The organism is Candidatus Accumulibacter vicinus, assembly GCF_000584955.1.
Lineage (GTDB): Bacteria > Pseudomonadota > Gammaproteobacteria > Burkholderiales > Rhodocyclaceae > Accumulibacter > Accumulibacter vicinus.
This window is the reverse complement of record NZ_JDSS02000021.1, coordinates 56,784-79,389: the sequence shown is the minus strand read 5'-3', so window position 1 is coordinate 79,389 and position 22,606 is coordinate 56,784. Positions and strand designations below refer to the sequence as shown.

General features: G+C 59.5%; 21 protein-coding genes and 1 tRNA gene. 14 read left to right on the top strand and 8 right to left on the bottom strand.

Annotated elements, in window-relative coordinates:
• The coding region (locus CAPSK01_RS09160; RefSeq protein ID WP_034925979.1) for an SIMPL domain-containing protein at window positions 1-670 on the top strand (670 nt) is incomplete at its 5' end.
• Between the two features lie 35 nt (window positions 671-705).
• Here the strand turns inward: CAPSK01_RS09160 and ftsB are convergent.
• The 5 genes from ftsB to CAPSK01_RS09135 all read right to left on the bottom strand — a co-directional run bounded on the left by ftsB (window position 706) and on the right by CAPSK01_RS09135 (window position 5,581).
• Window positions 706-1,032: a cell division protein FtsB gene (gene ftsB, locus CAPSK01_RS09155; RefSeq protein WP_034925606.1), complete on the bottom strand. Its 327-nt coding sequence runs from the start codon at window positions 1,030-1,032 to the stop codon at window positions 706-708.
• 26 nt (window positions 1,033-1,058) lie between these two features.
• Complete coding sequence (gene eno / locus CAPSK01_RS09150; protein WP_034925603.1) at window positions 1,059-2,342, bottom strand: phosphopyruvate hydratase; 1,284 nt, start codon at window positions 2,340-2,342, stop codon at window positions 1,059-1,061.
• 58 nt (window positions 2,343-2,400) lie between these two features.
• On the bottom strand, window positions 2,401-3,285 hold the full coding sequence (gene kdsA, locus CAPSK01_RS09145; RefSeq protein ID WP_273703404.1) for a 3-deoxy-8-phosphooctulonate synthase: 885 nt from the start codon (window positions 3,283-3,285) through the stop codon (window positions 2,401-2,403).
• Window positions 3,282-4,925: a CTP synthase gene (locus tag CAPSK01_RS09140; RefSeq protein ID WP_034925602.1), complete on the bottom strand. Its 1,644-nt coding sequence runs from the start codon at window positions 4,923-4,925 to the stop codon at window positions 3,282-3,284. Before CAPSK01_RS09140 ends, kdsA begins: the two co-directional genes overlap by 4 nt.
• Before the next feature lie 113 nt (window positions 4,926-5,038).
• On the bottom strand, window positions 5,039-5,581 hold the full coding sequence (locus CAPSK01_RS09135; protein ID WP_034925976.1) for an isochorismatase family protein: 543 nt from the start codon (window positions 5,579-5,581) through the stop codon (window positions 5,039-5,041).
• Window positions 5,582-5,807: 226 nt separating this feature from the next.
• Between CAPSK01_RS09135 and CAPSK01_RS09130 the strand changes: the two genes are divergently transcribed.
• A complete protein-coding gene (locus CAPSK01_RS09130; RefSeq protein ID WP_273703403.1) occupies window positions 5,808-6,431 on the top strand; it encodes an ankyrin repeat domain-containing protein in 624 nt (207 codons plus the stop codon).
• 74 nt (window positions 6,432-6,505) lie between these two features.
• On the opposite strand, the gene fadD is transcribed toward CAPSK01_RS09130, so the two are convergent.
• The gene (fadD, locus tag CAPSK01_RS09125; protein WP_034925599.1) at window positions 6,506-8,182 is read right to left on the bottom strand and encodes a long-chain-fatty-acid--CoA ligase FadD; all 1,677 of its coding nucleotides are present in this window, start codon (window positions 8,180-8,182) and stop codon (window positions 6,506-6,508) included.
• A gap of 128 nt (window positions 8,183-8,310) precedes the next feature.
• Window positions 8,311-8,637: a ferredoxin FdxA gene (gene fdxA, locus CAPSK01_RS09120; RefSeq protein WP_034925596.1), complete on the bottom strand. Its 327-nt coding sequence runs from the start codon at window positions 8,635-8,637 to the stop codon at window positions 8,311-8,313.
• Between the two features lie 190 nt (window positions 8,638-8,827).
• On the opposite strand from fdxA, the gene trxA reads away from it, so the two are divergent.
• From trxA to CAPSK01_RS09105, 3 genes are all read left to right on the top strand, one after another.
• On the top strand, window positions 8,828-9,154 hold the full coding sequence (gene trxA, locus CAPSK01_RS09115) for a thioredoxin TrxA (protein WP_034925593.1): 327 nt from the start codon (window positions 8,828-8,830) through the stop codon (window positions 9,152-9,154).
• Between the two features lie 202 nt (window positions 9,155-9,356).
• The gene (gene rho, locus CAPSK01_RS09110; protein ID WP_034925973.1) at window positions 9,357-10,613 is read left to right on the top strand and encodes a transcription termination factor Rho; all 1,257 of its coding nucleotides are present in this window, start codon (window positions 9,357-9,359) and stop codon (window positions 10,611-10,613) included.
• Window positions 10,614-10,750: 137 nt separating this feature from the next.
• Window positions 10,751-10,840, top strand: a tRNA-Ser gene (locus CAPSK01_RS09105).
• 152 nt (window positions 10,841-10,992) lie between these two features.
• Here CAPSK01_RS09105 and CAPSK01_RS22490 read toward each other — a convergent pair.
• Entirely contained in the window at window positions 10,993-11,127 is a 135-nt protein-coding gene (locus CAPSK01_RS22490) for a hypothetical protein (RefSeq protein ID WP_273703402.1), read from the bottom strand.
• 224 nt (window positions 11,128-11,351) lie between these two features.
• On the opposite strand from CAPSK01_RS22490, the gene CAPSK01_RS09095 reads away from it, so the two are divergent.
• The 9 genes from CAPSK01_RS09095 to CAPSK01_RS09050 all read left to right on the top strand — a co-directional run.
• Entirely contained in the window at window positions 11,352-12,899 is a 1,548-nt protein-coding gene (locus CAPSK01_RS09095) for a class I SAM-dependent DNA methyltransferase (protein WP_034925588.1), read from the top strand.
• On the top strand, window positions 12,889-14,220 hold the full coding sequence (locus CAPSK01_RS22485; protein ID WP_273703401.1) for a restriction endonuclease subunit S: 1,332 nt from the start codon (window positions 12,889-12,891) through the stop codon (window positions 14,218-14,220). Before CAPSK01_RS09095 ends, CAPSK01_RS22485 begins: the two co-directional genes overlap by 11 nt.
• On the top strand, window positions 14,217-15,425 hold the full coding sequence (locus CAPSK01_RS09085) for a PIN domain-containing protein (protein WP_273703400.1): 1,209 nt from the start codon (window positions 14,217-14,219) through the stop codon (window positions 15,423-15,425). The genes CAPSK01_RS22485 and CAPSK01_RS09085 overlap by 4 nt, the downstream gene beginning before the upstream one ends.
• Window positions 15,425-18,595, top strand: coding sequence for a type I restriction endonuclease subunit R (locus CAPSK01_RS09080; RefSeq protein ID WP_034925584.1), 3,171 nt, complete (start codon window positions 15,425-15,427; stop codon window positions 18,593-18,595). The genes CAPSK01_RS09085 and CAPSK01_RS09080 overlap by 1 nt, the downstream gene beginning before the upstream one ends.
• A gap of 96 nt (window positions 18,596-18,691) precedes the next feature.
• Complete coding sequence (locus tag CAPSK01_RS09075) at window positions 18,692-18,982, top strand: metallophosphoesterase family protein (RefSeq protein ID WP_273703399.1); 291 nt, start codon at window positions 18,692-18,694, stop codon at window positions 18,980-18,982.
• Window positions 18,983-19,513: 531 nt separating this feature from the next.
• Window positions 19,514-20,875: a DUF3300 domain-containing protein gene (locus tag CAPSK01_RS09065; RefSeq protein ID WP_034925579.1), complete on the top strand. Its 1,362-nt coding sequence runs from the start codon at window positions 19,514-19,516 to the stop codon at window positions 20,873-20,875.
• A 36-nt stretch (window positions 20,876-20,911) separates the two neighbouring features.
• Window positions 20,912-21,862, top strand: a complete 951-nt coding sequence (locus CAPSK01_RS09060) for a DUF2950 domain-containing protein (protein WP_034925576.1) — start codon at window positions 20,912-20,914, stop codon at window positions 21,860-21,862.
• Window positions 21,863-21,923: 61 nt separating this feature from the next.
• Window positions 21,924-22,340, top strand: a complete 417-nt coding sequence (locus CAPSK01_RS09055) for a hypothetical protein (protein WP_273703398.1) — start codon at window positions 21,924-21,926, stop codon at window positions 22,338-22,340.
• 54 nt (window positions 22,341-22,394) lie between these two features.
• The coding region (locus tag CAPSK01_RS09050) for a 2-phosphosulfolactate phosphatase (protein ID WP_273703465.1) at window positions 22,395-22,606 on the top strand (212 nt) is incomplete at its 3' end.

Sequence of the window (22,606 nt, the reverse complement as noted above, 5' to 3'; positions counted from 1 at the left end):
GCACACCCTGCCCCTGCTCGTATGGCTGGTCGCCCTACCGGCACCGGCAGCTCCCGCCAGTGGCACGAGCATCGACCTGACGGCCGAAGCCAGTCGACCTGCTGCGAACGATCTGGCACGCGCGACGGTCTTTGCCGAAGCGGCCGGCGCAACACCGAGTGAATTGGCGAAAAGGGTGAATGGCCTGATCACCGACGGTCTCAAGACCGCACGCGCCTACAGCAATGTCCGGATCCAAAGCGGTGCCACTTATACCTATCCGGTCTACGCAAGGAGCGGCAAGATCGAAAGCTGGCGGATGCGCTCGGATCTCGCCCTGGAGTCCACTGATCCGGCTGCGCTCTCCGAGTTGTTGGGCAAGCTCCAGGGATCACTGGGCGTGGCCAACCTGAGCATGCTGCCGGCACCGGAAACCCGTCAAAAATCTGAAAACGAAGCCACACTCGACGCCATCACGGCCTTCAGGGCCCGCGCCAAGCTGATCGCCGACGCCTTTGGCAAGCCTTTCCGGATCAAGCACCTGACCATCAACAGCAGCGGTCGTCCCCCCCCGCTGCCAATGATGCGCGCAGCAACGCTGGCCGCGTCCGATGCGGCAGCGATGCCGATCGAGGCTGGCGAGACCCTGGTCACCACCAGTGTCTCGGGCCAGATTGAATTACCGGAATAAGCCGTGCAGGGAATCCAGACGGGCAGGACCAGCGACTAGCGTTTGACAGGTTTTCCCGGGGCGGCCGTGGCGGCAGCTTTCTCGTTCGCAGGCTTGTCGGGGATCTGAACAAACACTTCATCCTGCTTGACCATGCCGAGTTCGAAACGTGCGCGTTCCTCGATCGCATCGTAACCCTGCTTGAGATCACGGACTTCGGCATCAAGCCCGGCGTTGCGCATCTCCAGCCGGCCGTTTCTTTCCTTCTGTTGCTGCAACTGCCGATCGACATCCCATACCCGTAACCAGCCGCCCTTACCGAGCCACAGCGGATGCTGCAGCAAGGCAATCAGCGACAGCAGGGCAACAGCCAGCCAGCGCACGGGAGCCGATGTCGAAACTCAGTCAATCACGACAGATTGTAGAAGGCGTCACGACCCGGATAGCCAGCGGTGTCTCCGAGGTCCTCTTCGATGCGCAGCAACTGGTTGTACTTGGCAATGCGATCGGAACGTGACAGCGAACCGGTCTTGATTTGCAGCGCGTTCATCCCGACGGCGATGTCGGCAATGGTACTGTCTTCGGTTTCGCCGGAGCGGTGCGAAATCACTGCCGTGTAAGCAGCGCGCTTGGCCATTTCGATGGCCGCAAAGGTCTCCGAGAGCGTGCCGATCTGATTGATCTTGATCAGGATCGAATTGGCAATGCCCTGCTTGATGCCTTCCTTGAAAATCCGGGTATTGGTCACGAAGACGTCGTCGCCAACGATCTGTACGCCTTTGCCGAGGCGCCCGGTAAGCACTTTCCAGCCATCCCAGTCGTTCTCGGCCATGCCATCCTCGATCGAGACGATCGGGAAGCGGTCGGCCAGATTGGCCAGGTAATCGACCAGTTCGTGCGAACTCAGCTGCAAGTTTTCACCAGCCAGATGATAGCGACCATCCCGGTACAGCTCTGAGGCCGCACAATCGATGCCGACCAGCACGTCTTCGCCAGGACAGTAACTGGCGTTCTCGATCGCCTGGATGATCAGCTGCAAGGCTTCAGCATGGCTGCCGAGGTTGGGCGCGAACCCCCCCTCATCGCCAACGGCGGTCGAGAAGCCTTTTTTATGCAACAGCTTCTTGAGCGCGTAAAAAACCTCGGCACCACAGCGCAATGCTTCGCGAAATGAGCGCTGACTCACCGGGAGAATCATGAATTCCTGAAAATCAAGACTGTTGTTGGCATGTTCCCCACCGTTGATGATGTTCATCATCGGTACCGGCATCTGCATCGGCCCGGAACCGCCGAAATAGCGATAAAGCGGCAGACCGGATTCCTCGGCGGCAGCCTTGGCCACCGCCATCGAAACTGCCAGCATGGCGTTGGCACCAAGACGGGCCTTGTTGTCGGTACCGTCAAGATGAATCAGTGTCTGGTCGATGAATGCCTGTTCCTGGGCATCGAGACCGATGATTGCCTCGGAAATTTCGGTGTTCACATTCTCGACGGCCTGCAGCACACCCTTACCCAGATAGCGGGCGGTATCGCCATCGCGCAATTCAATGGCTTCACGCGATCCGGTCGAAGCGCCGGAAGGCACCGCTGCACGCCCCATGACCCCGGATTCGAGCAGAACGTCACATTCGACGGTCGGGTTGCCACGCGAATCGAGCACCTCACGGGCCACAACATCAACCACAGAGCTCATGATTTTTCCTTTTTATTCATAGTGTTAAATAGAGGAAACCCGAAAACCCCCCGCAGGTTCATTGCGCCTTCACCCTGACGCGTGACTCTGGCTGCCGGGAATTCGTGAACTGGAGTTCATCCAGACGATCCGCCTTGACCAGACGATCCAGCGCGACCAGCGTCGTCAACAGGCCTTCCATGCGACTCAGGGGCCAACTGTTCGGCCCATCGGAAAGCGCCATTTCCGGGCGCGGATGCGTCTCCATGAATAGCCCGGCGATGCCCACGGCCACCGCCGCACGCGCCAGCACCGGTACAAACTCGCGCTGCCCTCCGGAAACCGCACCCTGCCCACCTGGCAACTGCACCGAATGGGTGGCATCGAAGACCACCGGCGCAGCGCTCTCGCGCATGATCGCCAGACTGCGCATGTCCGAGACCAGGTTGTTGTAGCCAAAGGAAGCGCCGCGCTCGCAAACCATGATCGTATCGGCACCGGCAGCGGCATCCCTGGCTTTGGCGACGACGTTTTGCATGTCCCCCGGCGCGAGAAACTGCCCTTTCTTGATATTCACCGGCTTGCCGGTGGCGGCAACAGCCCGGATGAAGTCGGTCTGACGACAGAGAAAGGCAGGCGTCTGCAACACATCGACGACCGCCGCGACGGCGGCGATGTCCTGTTCGCGATGCACGTCGGTCAGAATCGGAACGCCGATCTGACGGCGCACTTCGGAGAGGAGGTGCAGACCACGGTCAACCCCTGGACCACGCGGAGATTGACCGGAGCTGCGATTGGCCTTGTCATAGGAAGCCTTGAAGATGTACGGCAATGCAAGTCGGGTACAAATCTCCTGCAACCGGCCAGCGACCTCAATGCACAAATCCAGCGACTCCGCCATGCACGGGCCGGCGATCAGAAACAGCGGCCGGTCGAGTCCAACCTCGAAGTGGCAGAGTTTCATGACCTTAACCGGCAGGCGATGGCGGCCTGAACAAAAGACGTGAACAGTGGATGTCCTTTGCGCGGCGAGGAAGTGAACTCGGGGTGGAACTGACAGCCAAGGAACCACGGGTGCGCGTTCGGCCCTTCTCTGGGCAACTCGATGACTTCGCAGAGATCGGTGACAGGAGCACGACCGGCGACCACCAGACCACTCTCTTCCAGTTCACCGAGCAGCGTATTGTTCACCTCGTAACGGTGGCGATGCCGTTCGACGATCTCTGGCTGCTGATAGATCGCGCGCGCCATAGTGCCTTCACTCAGTTCGCAGCGCTGGCCGCCCAGACGCATGGTGCCACCCAGATCGGAGTTTTCGTCACGTATTTCGTGTCGTCCCGAAGCGTCCCGCCATTCGGTGATCAAACCCACCACCGGATATCGCGTATCCTTGTCGAACTCGGTGCTGTGCGCCTCGCTCATGCCGGCCACGTGGCGAGCGAACTCGACGACTGCGAGTTGCATGCCGAGGCAGATACCGAGAAAGGGAATACCGTTTTCGCGGGCATGACGAATCGCGGCGATCTTGCCCTCGGTCCCGCGTCGCCCGAAGCCGCCCGGAACGAGGATGGCCTCCATGCCCTGCAGGGCACCACAACCGTTCTTCTCGATCTCCTCGGAATCGAGGTAGCTGACTTTGACCTTGCTGCGCGTTGCAATGCCGGCATGCACCAGCGCTTCGGTCAGCGACTTGTACGATTCGGTCAGGTCGACATACTTGCCGACGAAAGCCACGTTGACCTCCCGCTCGGGGTGTTCAAGCGCGTGCACGATCGTTTTCCACACCGTCAGATCAGCCGCTTTGGCAAGAATGCCGAGTTTGTGGCAGACGATCTCGTCGAGCATCTGGTCGTGCAACATCGCCGGTATCTTGTAAATCGAATCCGCATCCCGCGCTTCGATCACAGCCTCGCGCTGCACGTTGCAGAACAGGGCCATTTTCCGCTTGTCGTCTTCCGGAATCGGGCGATCGGTGCGACAGAGCAGAATGTCTGGCTGGATGCCGATCTCCCGCAGTTCCTTGACCGAGTGCTGCGTCGGTTTGGTTTTCAGCTCACCGGCAGTGGCAATGTAGGGTATCAGCGTCAGATGCATGTAGCAGGCGTTGCTGCGGCCCTCCTGCAGACCCATCTGGCGGATCGCTTCCAGAAAGGGCAGCGACTCGATGTCGCCGACCGTGCCGCCCACTTCGACGATCGCCAGATCGGCGCCCTCGGCGCCGCGTCTGATGTGCGCCTTGATCTCGTCGGTAATGTGCGGAATCACCTGCACCGTCTTGCCGAGATACTCGCCGCGCCGTTCCTTCTTGATCACCGAATCGTAGATTTGTCCGGTTGTAAAGTTGTTGCGCCGCTCCATCCTGGCATTGGTGAAACGTTCGTAGTGTCCGAGGTCAAGGTCGGTTTCAGCCCCATCTTCGGTGACAAAGACTTCGCCATGCTGGAACGGACTCATCGTTCCAGGATCGACGTTGATATAGGGGTCGAGCTTGAGATGGGTGACCCGGATGCCGCGCGATTCGAGGATCGCCCCCAGGGATGCGGCTGCGATCCCCTTGCCCAACGATGAAACCACGCCGCCAGTAACGAATACGTATTTGATCATGGAGATAACTGCAGCGGGAAATTCAGATTGTAGCGGAAAACGTTGTCGTGCTCAATTCGGCACGGGCTTCTGGGCTTCTCACAACCCGACGAAGCCGACGGCGGCCGTCCTGCTCAGCGGATAAACTCGCGACTGATCTGGCGAAACAGATCGCTACCGGCCTGCCGAAGCCATTCGAAAGCGACCATTTCGCGCGAAACGATGTCGGCACCGTGAGCGCGCATCCGTTCCAGTGCCAGTATCTTGTCCGTATTTCGCCGTGATCCAACGGCCTCCTCGACAACAAATACACTTCGGCCGACGGCGAGCAGATCGAGCACCGTCTGCTGAACGCAGACATGCGCTTCGGTGCCGGCCACCACGAACTGTGCGCGGTCGCCTCCTGGCAACTTGAACACCCCTCCCTCGGGAACCGCCGAGAACTGGATCTTTTCAACGATGCATGCGTCCGGCACCAAAGCCCTGAGAGCAGGCATCGTCGGACCCAGTCCTTGTGGATACTGCTCGGTGCAGATCACTGGCACCCCCAGCCGCTGGGCCACCCTGGTCAGCCACACGCTGGCATCCAGCACCCGTTCGGCAGCGTCGATCGCCGGCTGCAACCGCTCCTGCAAATCGACGAGCAACAAGACTGAACGATCAGTACACATCAACATGAAAAATTCCTCCAGTTTCATGTAAAGGTCGCGTCAGCGACTCATGAAGCTCCCCCTCCCCCTCGCGGGGGAGGGGACAAGGAAACGGACATGACTTTCATGATCGGTGGTGCCCGAAAAAGCCGTGACCGTTGGCAACTGTTCTGCGCAAGAAACTGGAGCAGCACTTTACTGGAAATTGGGATAAAGTGAGCAACGGCTTCGTCCCGGCAGGAGAATATCGCATATGAATACAGTCCCCTCAAGTACCACGCTGCTTGCCCTGGCAGTGTTCTTATTGTCCCTCGGCGCATGTAGCCAGGAGCCTGAGAACAGTCCCGCCGCGAAAGCGGAACCGCCTGGCACCACCCAGGTCGAAGACATCCCGACCGCGGCTTCTCCATTGGCAAGGGCCGCAATACGGGGCGATCTGGCAGAGATCAAGACTTTGCTGGAAGCCGGCGCCGTGATCAATGTAACCGACGCCCTGGGCAGGACGCCACTCCACATGGCCGCCTTTTACGGACGCGCCAAAGCTTCGGAACTTCTGCTCGCCAGCGGTGCGAACATCAACGCCAAAGACCGTGTCGGAATGACGCCGCTGCATGCAGCGGTACTCTCGGGTGGCAGGTACGAAGTGGAGTTACTACTCGACAGGAAGGCCGATGTCAATGCCACTACCGACACTGGGCAAACGCCACTCCATCTGGCTGCAGCAACCGGCCAGCCCAAGGTATCGCGCATTCTCATCGAACGCGGCGCCGATCTGAAAGCGAAAGACAAGAACGGCAAGACGCCCCTCTTCTACGCCTCTCAGAACAAGCACCCGGTAACCACCGAATTACTTCAGCAGTACGCCGCGAAGGATTGACGCCGTGCTGATGGGCGGTACTGTGGCCACACAACAACGATGCAGTCGCCGAAAAAAGCCTGTCCTCGCGCCAATCATGCCTTCTTGATCGCCTCGTCACGCAATTCGCGGCGCAGGATCTTGCCAACGTTGGTCTTCGGCAGTTCTGTCCGGAACTCGACCTGGCTCGGCACCTTGTAACCGGTCAGGTGCTCCCGACAATGAGCGATCAGCGCCTCGGCGGTGAGTGTTGGATCCTTCTTGACGACGAAGATTTTCACCGCCTCTCCTGACTTGTCATGCGGCACGCCGACAGCCGCCACTTCCAGTACGCCTGGGTGCTGCGCGACGACATCCTCGACCTCGTTCGGGTACACATTGAAACCGGAGACCAGAATCATGTCCTTCTTGCGGTCGACGATGCGGACGAAGCCCGTGGGCTCCATCACCGCAATATCACCAGTCAACAGAAAGCCGTCCGGGGTCATCACCTTGGCCGTCTCTTCAGGACGATTGTAATAACCCTTCATCACCTGCGGACCACGAATGCAGAGTTCTCCACGCTCGCCCAGCGGAACGTCGGCGCCCGAGTCATTGCGAATCGCCACTTCGGTGGACGATATCGGCAAGCCAATGGCACCGGTATACGCGGGAATATCGAGCGGGTTGATGGTCGCGGCCGGCGATGTTTCGGTCAGACCATAGGCCTCGATCAGCGGCTTGCCGGTGATCTGCTTCCACTTCTCCGCGACCGCTTTCTGTACTGCCATGCCGCCACCGAGCGTGACTTTCAGCTTGCTGAAGTCGAGCGCGCAAAAGGTGTCATTGTTCAGCAGGGCGTTAAACAGCGTGTTGACGCCGGTCACTACCGTGAATGGATACTTGCCCAGATCCGCAACGAAGCCCGGAATATCCCGTGGATTGGTAATCAGCAGGTTGCTCGCACCAATCTTGAAAAAAGTGAAACAGTTCGCCGTCAATGCAAAGATATGGTAAAGCGGCAGCGCAGTGACCACCAGATGTTGCTCGTCACCCAGCGCAGGCTTGATCCAGGCGTGCGCCTGCGCCAGATTCGCCAGGATGTTGCGATGAATCAGCATGGCCCCTTTCGAGAGACCGGTCGTTCCACCGGTATACTGCAGAAAAGCCAGGTCTTCCTGCCTGACGTTCACCGATTTCAATTCCGCCGAGGCACCCTTGGCGAGCGCAGCCCGGAAATTGACTGCTCGCGGCAAGCTCCACGCCGGCACCATCTTCTTGACGTACTTGACGACGAAGTTAACTACGGCGCCTTTCGGAAAACCGAGCATATCGCCCAGGCGCGCCACCACGATGTGTTTGACCGGCGTTCTGACCAGCACCTGCTCCAGCGTGACCGCGAAATTTTCGACAATCACGATCACCTCGGCTCCCGAATCCTTGAGCTGATGTTCGAGTTCTCGAGGCGTGTAAAGCGGGTTGACGTTCACCACGACGTAACCGGCACGCAAGGCACCGAAAATACAAATCGGATACTGGATGATGTTCGGCATCATCAGCGCCACGCGGGCTCCCGGGGGCAACTTGAGCACCGACTGGAGATAGGCGGCGAAATCCCGTGACAACTTGTCGAGTTCACCGTAGGTGATCTCGGCGCCCATGTTGATATAGGCAACGCGGTTGCGATACTGTGCAACGCTTTTTTCGAAGAGTTCGCCCAGCGACTGAAATTCGTTTAATTCAATCTCGGCAGGAACACCCTTCTGATAGCTCTTCAGCCAAATCCTCTCCACCTGTTCTCCTCCTGAATGAAACTCTCCATATGAAAACTCGCATTTCCATCGCCAGTCTTTTCCTGGCCAGCCGTTCGACGCTCTGCAGCAAGCTCAGGCTGTGGTTCTCTGTGGTTCTTATTCTAAATCTAAGATCGCTGCAAGTACTTCAGCTTGTCCGGCTTGTGGTTCCACTCATCGGCGTCGGCCAAGGGTTCCGTGCGCTCGACAATGACCGGCCATTCCTTGGCCAGTTCGGCATTGATCGCGATGAATCTGCGCTGCGCTTCCGGAACATCGTCCTCGGCAAAAATGGCCTCTGCCGGGCACTCGGGAACGCACAGCGTGCAATCGATGCACTCTTCAGGGTCGATCACCAGGAAATTCGGGCCTTCGTGGAAGCAATCCACGGGACAGACATCAACGCAGTCAGTAAATTTGCACTTGATACAGTTCTCGGTAACAACGTACGTCATCGTCGTGCTTTTACAAGTATTGAACGAATGAAACTATAACTGATTTGACGTCTCCAACACAGCCCTACGGCTTCCCTTGGCGAGGTTTTTTCGCTAGCATTGGAAATCTGGCCGGTCATCAGGGTCCGGCTTGCCATGTAACCCACTTTCACGACCCCTACTCCCTCCCAGATCACGCAAGAGGCTTTTAATGAGCGAACATATCCATCACGTTACGGACGACAGCTTCGAGACCGATGTACTTCAGTCGGATGAACCTGTTCTCGTTGATTACTGGGCCGAATGGTGCGGTCCGTGCAAGATGATTGCACCCATCCTTGACGATATTGCCAATGACTACGCCGGCCGCCTGAAGGTCGTCAAGTTGAACATCGATGACAATCAGAAGACACCTGCCAGCTTTGGTATCCGTGGCATCCCGACTCTGATGCTGTTCAAGAATGGCCTCGTCGAAGCCACCAAGGTCGGCGCCCTTTCCAGATCGCAGCTGGTCACCTTCATTGACAGCAACCTTTAAAGTCGCTACCCTCTCGGCCTGAAGGTTTGCTGGGCGCAGCGCAGCAGCTAGCCCGCAGCACTCCACGAATCCGTATCGAACCTTCAGGCGTCCTCTCCCTTTAGCAGCAGCTCCTGCCGGTCTCACGGCACTTCGCTTGGCGCACATTGCATTTGCGGCGGCCCGCAGCGCGTTTGATTTTCCCCATCTTCGTCTCCAGCACATGCACCTATCCGAACTCAAAGCACTTCACGTCAGTCAGCTTCTTGACATGGCCATCACCAACAACGTCGAGGGCGCCAACCGACTGCGCAAGCATGAACTGATCTTCGCGCTGCTCAAGAATCAGGCCAGAAAGGGTGAAAGCATCTTCGGCGACGGCACGCTGGAAACGCTGTCCGACGGTTTCGGCTTCCTACGTTCGCCCGATACCTCGTACCTGGCCAGTACCGACGACATCTACGTCAGCCCGAGCCAGATCCGGCGATTCAATCTGCATACCGGCGACACCATCGAGGGTGAAATCCGCACGCCGAAGGATGGAGAACGCTACTTTGCCCTGGTCAAGGTCGACAAGATCAACGGTGAAGTGCCCGAGGCATCGAAGAACAAGATTCTCTTCGAGAACCTGACGCCTTTACACCCGGCAGAGCATCTGAAACTCGAGCGCGACATCCGCGGCGAAGAGAACATTACCAGTCGCATCATCGACATCATCGCGCCCATTGGCAAGGGACAACGCGGTCTGCTGGTGGCCAGTCCGAAGAGCGGCAAGACAGTGATGATGCAGCATATTGCGCATGCGATCACCAGCAACCACCCCGATGTCACGGTGATCGTCCTGTTGATCGATGAGCGCCCCGAAGAAGTCACCGAGATGACCCGCTCGGTTCGCGGCGAAGTCGTTGCCTCGACTTTCGACGAGCCCGCGACACGCCACGTACAAGTTGCCGAGATGGTCATTGAAAAGGCCAAGCGTCTGATCGAACACAAGCGGGATGTGGTGATTCTCCTTGATTCAATCACGCGCCTGGCGCGTGCCTACAACACCGTTCAGCCAGCATCCGGCAAGGTCCTGACTGGCGGCGTCGATGCCAATGCCCTGCAAAAGCCCAAACGCTTCTTTGGTGCAGCCCGCAACATTGAGGAAGGGGGTTCGCTGACGATCATCGCCACCGCGCTGATCGACACCGGCAGCCGTATGGACGACGTGATCTACGAAGAGTTCAAGGGCACCGGCAACATGGAAATCCACCTTGATCGCCGCATGGCAGAAAAACGCGTGTACCCGGCGATCAACGTCAATCGCTCCGGCACCCGTCGCGAAGAACTGCTGCTCAAGCCGGATGTTCTACAAAAGATGTGGATCCTGCGCAAGCTGCTGTACAACATGGACGACCTTGAAGCAATGGAGTTTCTTCTCGACAAGATCAAGGCCACCAAGAACAACGCTGAGTTCTTCGATTCCATGCGCCGCTGATCGGACGGCGAACGCGCTCGGCGAGCCGGGGCTGGGTGGCCTACTACAGCAACCGAGTTGCCGGGAACAGCCGAATTGCTGGCATGGCGTTCTGGTTTGGTGTTTGCCCCACCTTCTGTTAGAATCCGCTTCCTTCCGGAGAGATGGATGAGTGGTTTAAGTCGCACGCCTGGAAAGCGTGTTTAGGATAATTCCTAACGCGGGTTCGAATCCCGCTCTCTCCGCCAGGAAACGAGGTGAAACCCGCACTGTTCAAGGCGTTGCGGGTTTCGTCTTTTCAGCTACCCAAATTTCCACCCACGCCAAGCTTGAATAGAGTGGCGTCAGACGCGAAAACCCGGCACGCGGCCGGGTTGGCAGGCGGCTGGACTGTCAGGATTCAGAGAATTCGGCGGCCGTCGCCGGCCAGCAACCCGGTCAGGTTGGCCAACTCACGGCACTCCTCGACGATCGCGTGGCAGGACCACATGAACCGTTTAATGCGAGCCTCGATGACCGTATCGATCCATCCCATCTGACCCACTGCGCTTCTCTGCCGACCATGGAATGCCCGTACGCGGTCAGTCTCAGCAGCGGCTGCCAGCGCCTCTCGCAAGCCCAGTTCTCCTGATGCTGGCAACGTGCAGGCCTGCAGCGTTCGCGACCGATATCAAGCGCCGATTTTCCCCCGAAATGGGCTCAGCCAGGCTCCCCGATGCATAATCGATAGCTGGACCAACACCCTGCGCCTGCCACCCCATGCTCGACGACATCAAGAAGACCTTGTGGGCCACCGCCGACAAGCTGCGCGCCAACATGGACGCCGCCGAATACAAGCACCTGGTCCTCGGGCTGATCTTCGTCAAGTACATCTCGGACGCCTTTGCCGCGCGGCGTGCCGAACTGGCGCGGCGCTTTGCCGACCCGGCCGACGATTACCACCTCGGCGCGGCCGACCTGATCGCGGAAGAACTCGAAGATCGCGACTACTACCGCGAAGTCAACGTCTTCTGGGTGCCCGAATCCGCGCGCTGGGAAGCCCTGCGCGCCGCCGCCAAGCAACCGGACATCGGCAAGCGCATCGACGATGCCCTCGCCCTCATCGAAGTCGAGAACCCCAAGCTCAAGGGCATCCTCGACAAGCGCTATGCGCGCGCCCAGTTGCCCGACGGCAAGCTCGGCGAACTGGTTGATCTGGTTTCCACCATCGGCTTCGCTGCCGACCCCGGCCAGGCGCGCGACGTGCTCGGCCAGGTCTATGAATACTTCCTCGGCCAGTTCGCCAGCGCCGAGGGCAAGAAGGGCGGCCAGTTCTACACGCCGGCCTCGATCGTCAAGACCCTGGTCGCCGTCCTCGCTCCTCATCATGGCAAGGTCTATGACCCCTGCTGCGGCTCCGGCGGCATGTTCGTCCAGTCCGAGAAGTTCATCGAGGCGCACGGCGGCAAGCTGGGCGATGTGTCGATCTACGGGCAGGAATCCAACCCGACGACCTGGCGCCTGGCCGCGATGAACCTCGCCATCCGTGGCATCGACTTCAACCTCGGCCGCGAACCCGCCGACACCTTCATCCGCAACCAGCATCCGGATCTGCGCGCCGACTTCATTCTCGCCAACCCGCCGTTCAACGTCAGCGACTGGTGGCATGGCAGCCTGGAAGGCGACCCGCGCTGGGAGTTCGGCACTCCGCCGCAGGGCAACGCCAACTACGCGTGGCTGCAGCACATGCTGTACCACCTGAGGCCGGGCGGCCGCGCCGGCATCGTGCTGGCGAATGGCTCGATGAGTTCCAGCCAGAACCGCGAGGGCGACATCCGCCGAGCGATGGTCGAGGCCGACGTGATCGAGGTGATGATCGCGTTGCCGGGACAGCTTTTCTTCAACACGCAGATCCCCGCCTGTCTGTGGTTCCTCACCAGGCACAAAGCGGCTCGTCCGGGTGAAGTGCTGTTCATCGACGCCAGAAAGCTCGGCCGCATGATCAGCCGGGTACAGGCCGAGTTCCCCGATGAAGTCATTGACCGCATTGCCGGCACCGTCGCTGCCTGGCGTGATGAGGCAGACGCCGAGGAGTATCAGGACATCCCTGGCTACTGTCGCAGCGTGAATCTGGCGGAGATCGCCGACCACGGCCACGTGCTGACGCCGGGGCGCTACGTTGGAGCCGAAGAGGTCGAGGACGACGACGAGGCCTTCGCCGAGAAAATGCAGAAGCTCACCGAGAAGCTCGGCGAGCAGATGGCGAAGGGGGCGGAGCTCGATCAGTTGATCCGGCAGAAGTTGGGGGGGCTGGGGTATGAGTTCTGAGTGGTTTCCCTCAACGCGCCTCAAAGACTTACTTTTGGAGCATGTACGAAACGGCGTATATAAAGAGAAGAAGTTCCACGGACGAGGGAGCAAGATTGTCAATATGGGGGAGCTCTTTGGGCATTCACGCCTGTTTGATGTGCCGATGAAAAGAGTCGAGTTGAATGACAGAGAGCTGGAAAAGTCTCTGTTGCAGGTCGGCGACCTCCTTTTTGCGCGACGATCCCTTGTTGCGTCGGGCGCTGGAAAATGCTCTATAGTCAAGCAACTAGCTGAGCCGACCACTTTTGAGAGCTCGATTATTCGTGCCAGACCCGATCCGAAAAAGGCTTCAGGCGACTTCTTGTACTACTACTTTGCGTCGCCTTTGGGACGAGAAAGCATCGGGAAGATTCTGCGCCAGATGGCAGTATCCGGAATTACCGGGTCAGATTTGATGAGCATCGCGATTTCCTGTCCGCCCCTTGAGGTACAAACCGAAATTGCGTCCTTCCTAAATGCCATCGACGACCGCATCACCCTACTGCGCGAAACCAACGCCACGCTCGAAGCCATCGCGCAGGCGCTGTTCAAGTCGTGGTTCGTCGATTTCGACCCCGTCCGCGCCAAGCAGGAGGGCCGCGCGCCGGAAGGGATGGACGAGGCGACTGCCGCGCTGTTTCCGGATGCGTTCGAGGAATCGGAGCTGGGGTTGGTGCCGAGGGGGTGGCGTAACGCCCCAATCTATGACTTGGCAACCTACATCAATGGTGCGGCATACAAGGCATTTGAGCCGAATGCAGAACGTCGTGGCTTGCCGATCATTAAGATTGCCGAATTGAAGGCCGGCGTGACATCACACACGGCATATTCCGACGTTGCCATGCCGGCAAAGTATCGCATCGAGACAGGGGATGTGTTGTTCTCATGGTCGGGAAATCCAGACACGTCGATTGATACATTTGTATGGCATCACGGAGAAGCTTGGCTGAATCAGCATATCTTTCGAGTACTGCCGCACACTGCCAAGGAACGCTCTTTTGTTCTTCAGACGCTAAAGCACTTGCGGCCAGTATTTGCCGAACTTGCCCGAAACAAACAAACAACCGGACTAGGCCATGTAACCGTCGCTGATATGAAACGACTGCTAGTGGTGCAACCGGATACAGGAGTATCTGAAGCATTCGATCTAACGGTCGCCCCCATCCATGAACGGATTTTTGAGAACGATAAACAAGCACAAACCCTTGCCGCCCTCCGCGACACCCTGCTCCCCCGTCTGATCTCCGGCCAGTTGCGCCTGCCAGAATCTGCAATCCCAGCGCCTTGTGCCAAAGTATGAATAATCAGCAACAAACGAATGCCGAGATCAGAGTAAGGGAAAAGGCCGAGCGGTTGAGCGCAGCAAGAAAAAAAGTTCTTGGTGGAGAAGTGACTGCGCTTTCAATCGATACCTGCATCTTCGATGAGAGAGGCAACCGTCTCAACGACGGGGTCTTCAAGCATCTTGAGCAATTCAAGGGGAACACCTTCCGACTGGTGTTCTCCGAGGTAACGATCAAGGAGGTGCTTTCCCATATCTCCAGAGATGCGGAGGAAGCCAAGCTGAAGATGGTGAGCGCATTGCGGCGCGTTGGTTTCTTCTGGCCGCTTGAAACAGACCACAAGGCGCTGGCCGAGAAGATGCTGAAAGGCAAGTTGCCAAAGACAGTGGCATTGGAACAGGTCAAGGACTTTGTCACCCGTTGCGGTACCGAGATTATCGAGGCCAAGGAATTCGTCGATCTGGCTGCGGTTCTAAGCCGCTACTTCAATGTTCAAGCACCCTTTGAGACGGCTGGTGAGAAGAAGTCGGAATTTCCGGATGCTGTTGCCCTGCTATCACTGGAAGCTTGGGCGAAAAAGCAGGCAACGACAGTCCTATTCGTCACCAAGGACAAGGGCTGCAAACGGTTCTGCGATGAATCCGCCCGACTCGTCGCCATCGATGATCTGACCGATGCACTGAAGCTGGTTCAGGAGCGCGATCAGCATTGCATCAGTTTGTGCCAAGCTTTGGAGACTGCGATTGCAGCAGGCCAATATCCCAACCTGATCAGCGAGATCGAAGATGCAATCGCTTATGATATCGACATTGACTGGAATCCTGAAGCTAGCGCGGCCTTCAATTACAACGCAGAAATGCAGCATGTTGAACTTCTCAGCGCCCGTTTTTCTGGCCCCGCTGGTCAGCCTGAGTTTCGGGCTGTCGATTATCGAGGTGACATGCTGGTCGTTCAGGTTGACATGGACATCACCGTTGAGGCTACATGCAACTTTTCGTTTTCAATTCGTGACGGGATCGATCGTGACATGGTGTTCATTGGGGGTAATGAGGTAACGACTGAGGTCGAGACAGTAATCGATGTACTCATCACCTTCAGTCAGCTTGCCGACCACAATCCTCAGGTTGATGAGATCGAATTGGTTTCTGCTCACAGGACAATCGATTTTGGTGCTGTGTGGCCGGACTACGGCGACGAAGACCCGAATAGTGAGTATTACTGATGACCGAAGACCAACTGGAGCAGGAAGCCCTCGGCTGGCTGGTTGACCTCGGCTACGCCCACCTCTACGGCCCCGACATCGCCTTCGACGGCACGGCCCCCGAGCGCAAGGACTACCGCGAGGTACTGCTGACCCAGCGTCTGAGCGAGGCGATTGATCGGCTGAACCCTGGCATCCCGCTCCCGGCGCGGCAGGACGCGTTGCAGCAGGTCGTGAGCTTGGGTATTCCATCGCAACTGTCGGCCAACCACCGCTTCCATCAGTTGCTGGTGACTGGTGTGCCGGTGCAGTACAACAAGGACGGCGATACGCGGGGCGACTTTGTCCGGCTGATCGACTGGACGAATGCCACCCGCAACGAATGGCTGGCCGTCAATCAGTTCACTATCAAGGGGCATAACGGGAAGAATGCGCACACCCGCCGCCCGGACATCATCCTTTTCATTAACGGCCTGCCGCTGGTGCTGATCGAACTGAAGAACCCGGCCGACGAAAACGCCGACATCTGGCGGGCCTACGATCAGATCCAGACCTACAAGGAACAGATTCCGGACGCCTTCCAGTACAACGAGGTGCTGGTCATCTCCGACGGCAGTCAGGCACGCCTGGGCTCCCTCTCGGCCAATGCCGAGCGATTCCTGCAGTGGCGAACGATCGACGGGGTGGCGCTGGATCCGCTCGGCGAGTTCAACGAACTGGAGACGCTGGTCCGCGGCCTGCTGGCTCCGGCCATCCTGCTCGACTACCTGCGCTTCTTCGTCCTCTTCGAGGACGACGGCGCATTGGTCAAGAAGATCGCCGGTTATCACCAGTTCCATGCGGTGCGCGCGGCGATCGATCAGGTGGTCGCCGCCGCGCGCCCCGGCGGCACGCACAAGGGTGGCGTCGTCTGGCATACGCAGGGCAGCGGCAAGAGCATCACGATGACCTGCTTCGCCGCCCGGGTCATGCAGGAAGCGGCGATGGAGAACCCGACCATCGTCGTCATCACCGACCGCAACGACCTCGACGGCCAGTTGTTCGGCGTCTTCTCGCTGGCGCAGGACTTGTTGCGCGAGGAACCGGTGCAGGCCAACACCCGGCAAGACCTGCGCGCCAAACTCGGCAACCGCCCCTCGGGCGGCATCGTCTTCGCGACCATCCAGAAGTTCATGCCTGGCGAGGACGAGGACAGCTATCCGATCCTCTCCGACCGCCACAACATCGTCGTCATCGCCGATGAGGCGCACCGCACGCAGTACGGCTTCGAGGCCAGGCTCAAGACCGTCAGGGCGCCCAGCAACACGGCCGGCGACGGCGTCAACGACGCGATTGCGCTGCTCGCCGCCGAGCCCGCCGCGTCGTACCTGTCACGCTACCAGGTCGGCTACGCCCGGCACCTGCGCGACGCCCTGCCGAACGCGACCTTCGTCGCCTTCACCGGCACCCCGGTAGCGAGCGAGGACCGCGACACGCGTGCCGTGTTCGGCGACTACATCCACGTCTACGACATGCAGCAGGCGAAGGAGGACGGGGCGACCGTCGCCATCTACTTCGAGTCGCGCCTCGCCAAGCTGTCGCTCAACGAGGCCGAGCTGCCGCACATCGACGACGAAGTCGATGAACTTGCCGAGGACGAGGAGGAAGGACAGCAGGCCCGGCTGAAGAGCAAGTGGGCGGCGCTCGAAAAGGTGGTCGGTGCCGAACCCCGTATCGCCCGCGTCGCCGCCGATCTGGTCACGCACTTCGAGGAACGCGGCCAGGCCCAGGCCGGCAAGGCGATGGTCGTCGCCATGAGCCGCGAAATCTGCGTCCATCTCTACAACGAGATCACCCGGTTGCGCCCCAGGTGGCATGACGCCGATCCGGAAAAGGGGGCGATCAAGATCGTCATGACCGGGTCGGCCAGCGACAAGGCGCTGCTCCGGCCGCACGTCCATGGCGCCCAGGTCAAGAAGCGCCTCGAGAAGCGCTTCAAGGACCCCGCGGACCCACTGCGCATCGTCATCGTGCGCGACATGTGGCTCACCGGCTTCGATGCGCCCTGCGTGCATACGATGTACATCGACAAGCCGATGAGGGGCCACAACCTGATGCAGGCCATCGCCCGCGTCAATCGGGTGTTCAAGGACAAGCAGGGCGGGTTGGTGGTCGACTACATCGGCATCGCCAACGAACTCAAGAGCGCGCTCAGGGAATACACCGCCAGCCAGGGGCGCGGCCGGCCGACGGTCGATGTCGCCGAAGCCTATGCGGTGCTGGAGGAGAAGCTCGACATCCTGCGCGGGATGTTGCACGGCTTCGACTACAGCGACTTCCTGACCAGCGGCCACCGGCGACTGGCCGGCGCCGCCAACCACGTGCTCGGGCAGAGGGACGGCAAGAAGCGATTTGCCGATACCGCACTGGCGATGAGCCGGGCATTCACCCTCTGCTGCACAATGGACGCCGCCCAGGCGGTGCGCGACGAGGTGGCCTGCATGCAGGCGGTGAAGGTCATCCTGACCAAGCGCGACATCAGCCAGCAGCGCCGCACGGATGAGCAGCGCGAACTGGCCATCCGCCAGCTGATCAATTCGGCCATCGTTTCCGAGGAAGTGGTCGATGTGTTCGACGCGGTCGGCCTCGACAAACCGAACATCGGCATCCTCGACGACGCCTTTCTCGCCGAGGTGCGCAAGCTGCCCGAGCGCAATCTTGCCGTCGAACTGCTGGAGCGCCTGCTCGAAGGCGAGATCAAGAGCCGCTTTGCCGGCAACGTGGTGCAGGCGAAGAAGTTCTCCGAGTTGCTGACCAACGTGATCAAGCGTTACCAGAACCGGGCCATCGAAACCGCGCAGGTCATCGAGGAACTGATCGAGATGGCCAAGAAGTTCCGCGCGGCGGCGAACCGGGGCGAGGCGCTGGGGCTGAACGAGGACGAGGTTCGCTTCTACGATGCGCTGGTCGACAATGAATCCGCGGTCCGTGAGCTGTCCGATGAGACTTTGCAGAAGATCGCCCACGAACTGACCGAGAGCCTGCGCCAGAACATCACCGTGGACTGGTCGGCACGGGAGAGCATCCGCGCCAGACTTCGGCTCATGGTCAGACGTATCCTGCGCAAGTACAAGTACCCGCCGGATCAGCAGGAGGCGGCAATCGAGCTGGTGCTGCGGCAGGCTGAGGTGTTGGGCGAGGAGTGGATGTGAGTGCTGGCGCCCTGGCGCGGGATCAACTCGGCGGGCTACACTTCGGCCTGGGGATGTGGATTCGGAACAACCTGGGGCTGTGAAAGGAAGCTAACAATGAAGCTCCATATCCTGTCGGACCTGCACCTAAGCGTGCATGGCATGCCGCCGCCACACACCGACGCCGATCTGGTCATCCTCGCGGGCGATATTGCTCGCCCGCAGGAGGCCATCGCCTGGACTCTGGCGTTGGACAAACCTGTCGTATACGTGCCGGGCAACCACGAGTTCTATGGCTCCAGCCTTCAGGCCACAGTACAAGAACTGCAGCGCTTGGCCGCAGGCACCAACATCCATGTGCTAGACCACCAGGTACTGGAGTGGCATGGCGTGCGCGCTATGGTGTGAACGAAAATCAGGCATTCGATCCACTGCTGACGGTGGAGATCACATAGGGCTGGAAGAAGTCAGCTTGGGCTGCGGCGAGGAAAGCCGAGTAGCAAAGGTTCGCCCAACGCAAGCGTTGAAAGTCTATTTTTCCAAGGTCCCCTGGATCCCTTCGGGTAGTCAACTGCCACCCCCATCCCTCAGCACCCACCTATCCCGATCCACCGCCCACCAATGCCCCAGCGCCTCCTCGACGACTCGATCAAGCTGTTGGAGAGTTGTCTGTGCGATACCATCGAGGTGGTGCCGGGCGTAGACGTCATATCCATTCTGGGGCGCGCAGGGAATCTGACGCATGCCGAACAGAGCCGTGGCGTTGTTACTTCCTCGTTCCTTCTGCCTGCGCACCTTTTGGAATTGCTGTTGCCATTCATACCGGTCTGCGCTTATGCTCACATCTGCTTGCCACGTGTCGTCTGTCGTCTGCTCCTGGTCAATACGAGTTACTAGCTTTTGAATCTTTCCGTGATGGTTAACGCCCGAGGATGTTTGATGGAATCAACCCCTACCCGATCCTGTGCGCTTGTCATGGCACTGATGCTCGCCTGCTCGCCAGCGCTGGCGCAGCAGTCCCAAGCAACCCTGGCACCTGGATCGACGGCAGGAAATCCGCCGGCCAAGACATTCTCCCAACAGGATCTTGATCGGCTACTGGCACCGATCGCCCTCTATCCGGATCCGCTGCTGGCGCAGATTCTGATGGCGTCGACCTATCCCCTCGAAGTGGTTCAGGCAGCGCGCTGGGTCAAGGCCAATCCAAAGGTCAGTGGAGCGGCTCTGGAGACGGCGATGGCCAACCAGTCCTGGGACCCGGCGGTCAAATCGCTGACCGCAGTACCGCAGGTGCTACAGCAGATGAGCGACAATCTCGACTGGATGCAGAAGCTCGGCGACGCCTTCCTGGCGCAACAGCAGGACGTGATGGACGCCGTGCAGGGCCTGCGTGCCAGAGCCGATACGACGGGTAACCTCAAGACCACCGAACAACTGGTAGTGAGAACCGAGACGCAGGGCAGCCAGAAGATCTACGTGATCGAATCGCCGCGACCCGAAGTGGTGTATGTGCCCAGCTATAACCCGACCGTTGTTTATGGCAGCTGGTGGTATCCCGCGCCACCGTATTACGTATACCCACCGGCTTACGTCTATCCACCTGGCCTCACTTTTGCCACCGGCGTGGTCGTCGGCGCGGCGATCTGGGGCAGTTGCAACTGGGCTTGGGGTCGCGGCACCGTCGATATCAACGTCAATCGTTACAACTCCTTCAATCGCACCAATATCAGCAGCAACCGCTGGAACCACAACGTCAATCACCGCGGGGGGGTCGCCTACCGCGATCAGAATGTCGCCCGCCAGTACAACCGTGGCGTCAATGCACAGGCAGCCCAGACACGCGAGAATTTTCGTGGCCGTGCCGACGCCGGGCGCACGGAACTCAAGGATATGGATCGCGACCAGTTGAACGAGCGCGTCGGGCAGGCTAATGACCGATCGCGCGAGTCTCTGGGTGCTCGCGGCGAAGCTGGGCGACCAGAGAACCGGGGACCGGAGCGTGCCGAGTCGAGCGACCGCCGGCCGGGCGCTGATCGGAGTTCTGCGGCCTCGACACGTGACCGCTTCGAGGGTGGCGCACAGCCGCGCAGCGCCGGGATGCAGGAGCGTGCGGCCAGCAGCGGGGGCTTCTCTGGAATAGGCAACGGTGCTTCGACGCGTGAGGCCAGCCAGCGCGGCAGTACCAGCAGGGCAGACATGGGAGGTCAGGGTGGGGGTCATGCCGGCTTCTCCAGTAGCGGCGGACATCGTGGTGGTGGTGGTGGTGGCGGCTTCCGCGGTGGTGGCGGCCGTGGTCGCTGAGCAGGTCCATCCCCCCTTTCTGCGGAGAAGAATACGATGAACTTCAAGAACATGATGCAAGCGCTCGTGCTCGCGCTGCTGCTGGCGACAGCACCGATGATCCATGCTGCAGAGCCTGTACCGGCAACGCAGAAACCTGCTCGGCATCGCTTTTTTGCCAACCCTGAAGACGCCGCCAGGGCGCTGGCTGAAGCCGTGCGCGCCAAGGACGTCAACGCACTGCTGGCCGTGCTCGGTTCGGCATCGCGAAGCTGGCTGGCAAGTGGCGACGCAGTTGCCGACCGTCAGGACTGGGAGAAATTCCTGGCCGCTTATGATCGCAAGCACAGTATCAGCCTGACGTCCGATGGCCGGGCGGTGGTTCTGGTTGGCGAAGATGACTGGCCCTTCCCCGCCCCTCTGGTACGCCGGGGTGATCGCTGGTTCTTCGATGCGGCGGCCGGACGCGAGGAGATCATCAACCGACGTATCGGTCGGAATGAACTGGATACAATCCAGACGCTGCTGGCGATCGTCGATGCGCAGCGCGAGTATGCTGCCGACGACCTGGATGGCAACGGATCAAACGACTTCGCCCGGCGTTTTGTCTCCAGCGAGGGCACTCGCGACGGTCTTTTCTGGCCAGTCGAAGCAGGCCAGCGGCCAAGTCCACTAGGGCCGCTGGTTGGCGCAGCAACGCGCGAAGGCTACGTCGCGAAAACCACTGGCGTGCAGCCGACCGCGTATCATGGCTACCGTTACCGGATGCTGACCGCGCAGGGCAAGGATGCGCCGGGCGGAGCCTATGACTATCTGGTCAATGACAAATTGATCGGCGGCTTTGCCGTCGTTGCTTATCCAGCAAAATATGGAATCTCCGGGGTGATGACCTTCATCATCAATCACGATGGCACGGTCTTTCAGAAAAACCTGGGCAAGAATACCGAGACTGCAGCACTCGGAATGAGCCGCTTCAACCCGGACAAGAGCTGGCAAAAAGCCGAATAGAACGCCGGACGGGATCGTGGTCGCCGTCTCGTCCCCCTGATCATTGCCGCAAGGATTGCCGATGCGAGCGCAGATGGAATTCATCTCGGCTGATTTTCCGCCCTATCCCGGCGAGGACGAGCAAATCAACCCGGGTCGTTACGGTCTCCGCCTGGCAGAGTTCCTGTCCCAGCAGTTGCCGGCACATGGCTTCCCGGTCCGCACGGTCGGGGTCGAGGACTGGGGGGTGATGGTCGAACTGGTCAACCCGGACTACCCGCTCTGGATTGGTTGCAGCAACTATGAAGAACAAGAACACGGATTCCTGTGTTTCATCGAGCCATCCACGCCATTCGTGCGCAAGTGGTTGAAGAAATTCGCCAATGCACCCACGGTTGAAAGACTGGCCAGCGCCATGGAAACAATCCTGCTGTCCAGTGGCAAGGTGTCAAACCTCCGCTGGTGGTCTGCAAACGAACTGCTCGCCAAAGATCGTTGATGCTCTTTGCGAGGCGGCATTCGATCACTCTCCTTCAAGGATTTGCACACCATCATGCGTACCCGTCGCGTCTTCCTGAATCGTCTTGATCCGGCCAACGAGCCCACCGATGCCGTGGTGGTGATCGATGTGCTGCGCTCCTTCACCACTGCCGCCTACGCTTTCGCCGCCGGTGTCAGCAGCATTTACCCGGTGGAAACGATTGCTGGAGCCTTCCGCCTGCTGCGGCGCCTGCCTGATGCGGTCACCACTGGCGCCATCGGCGG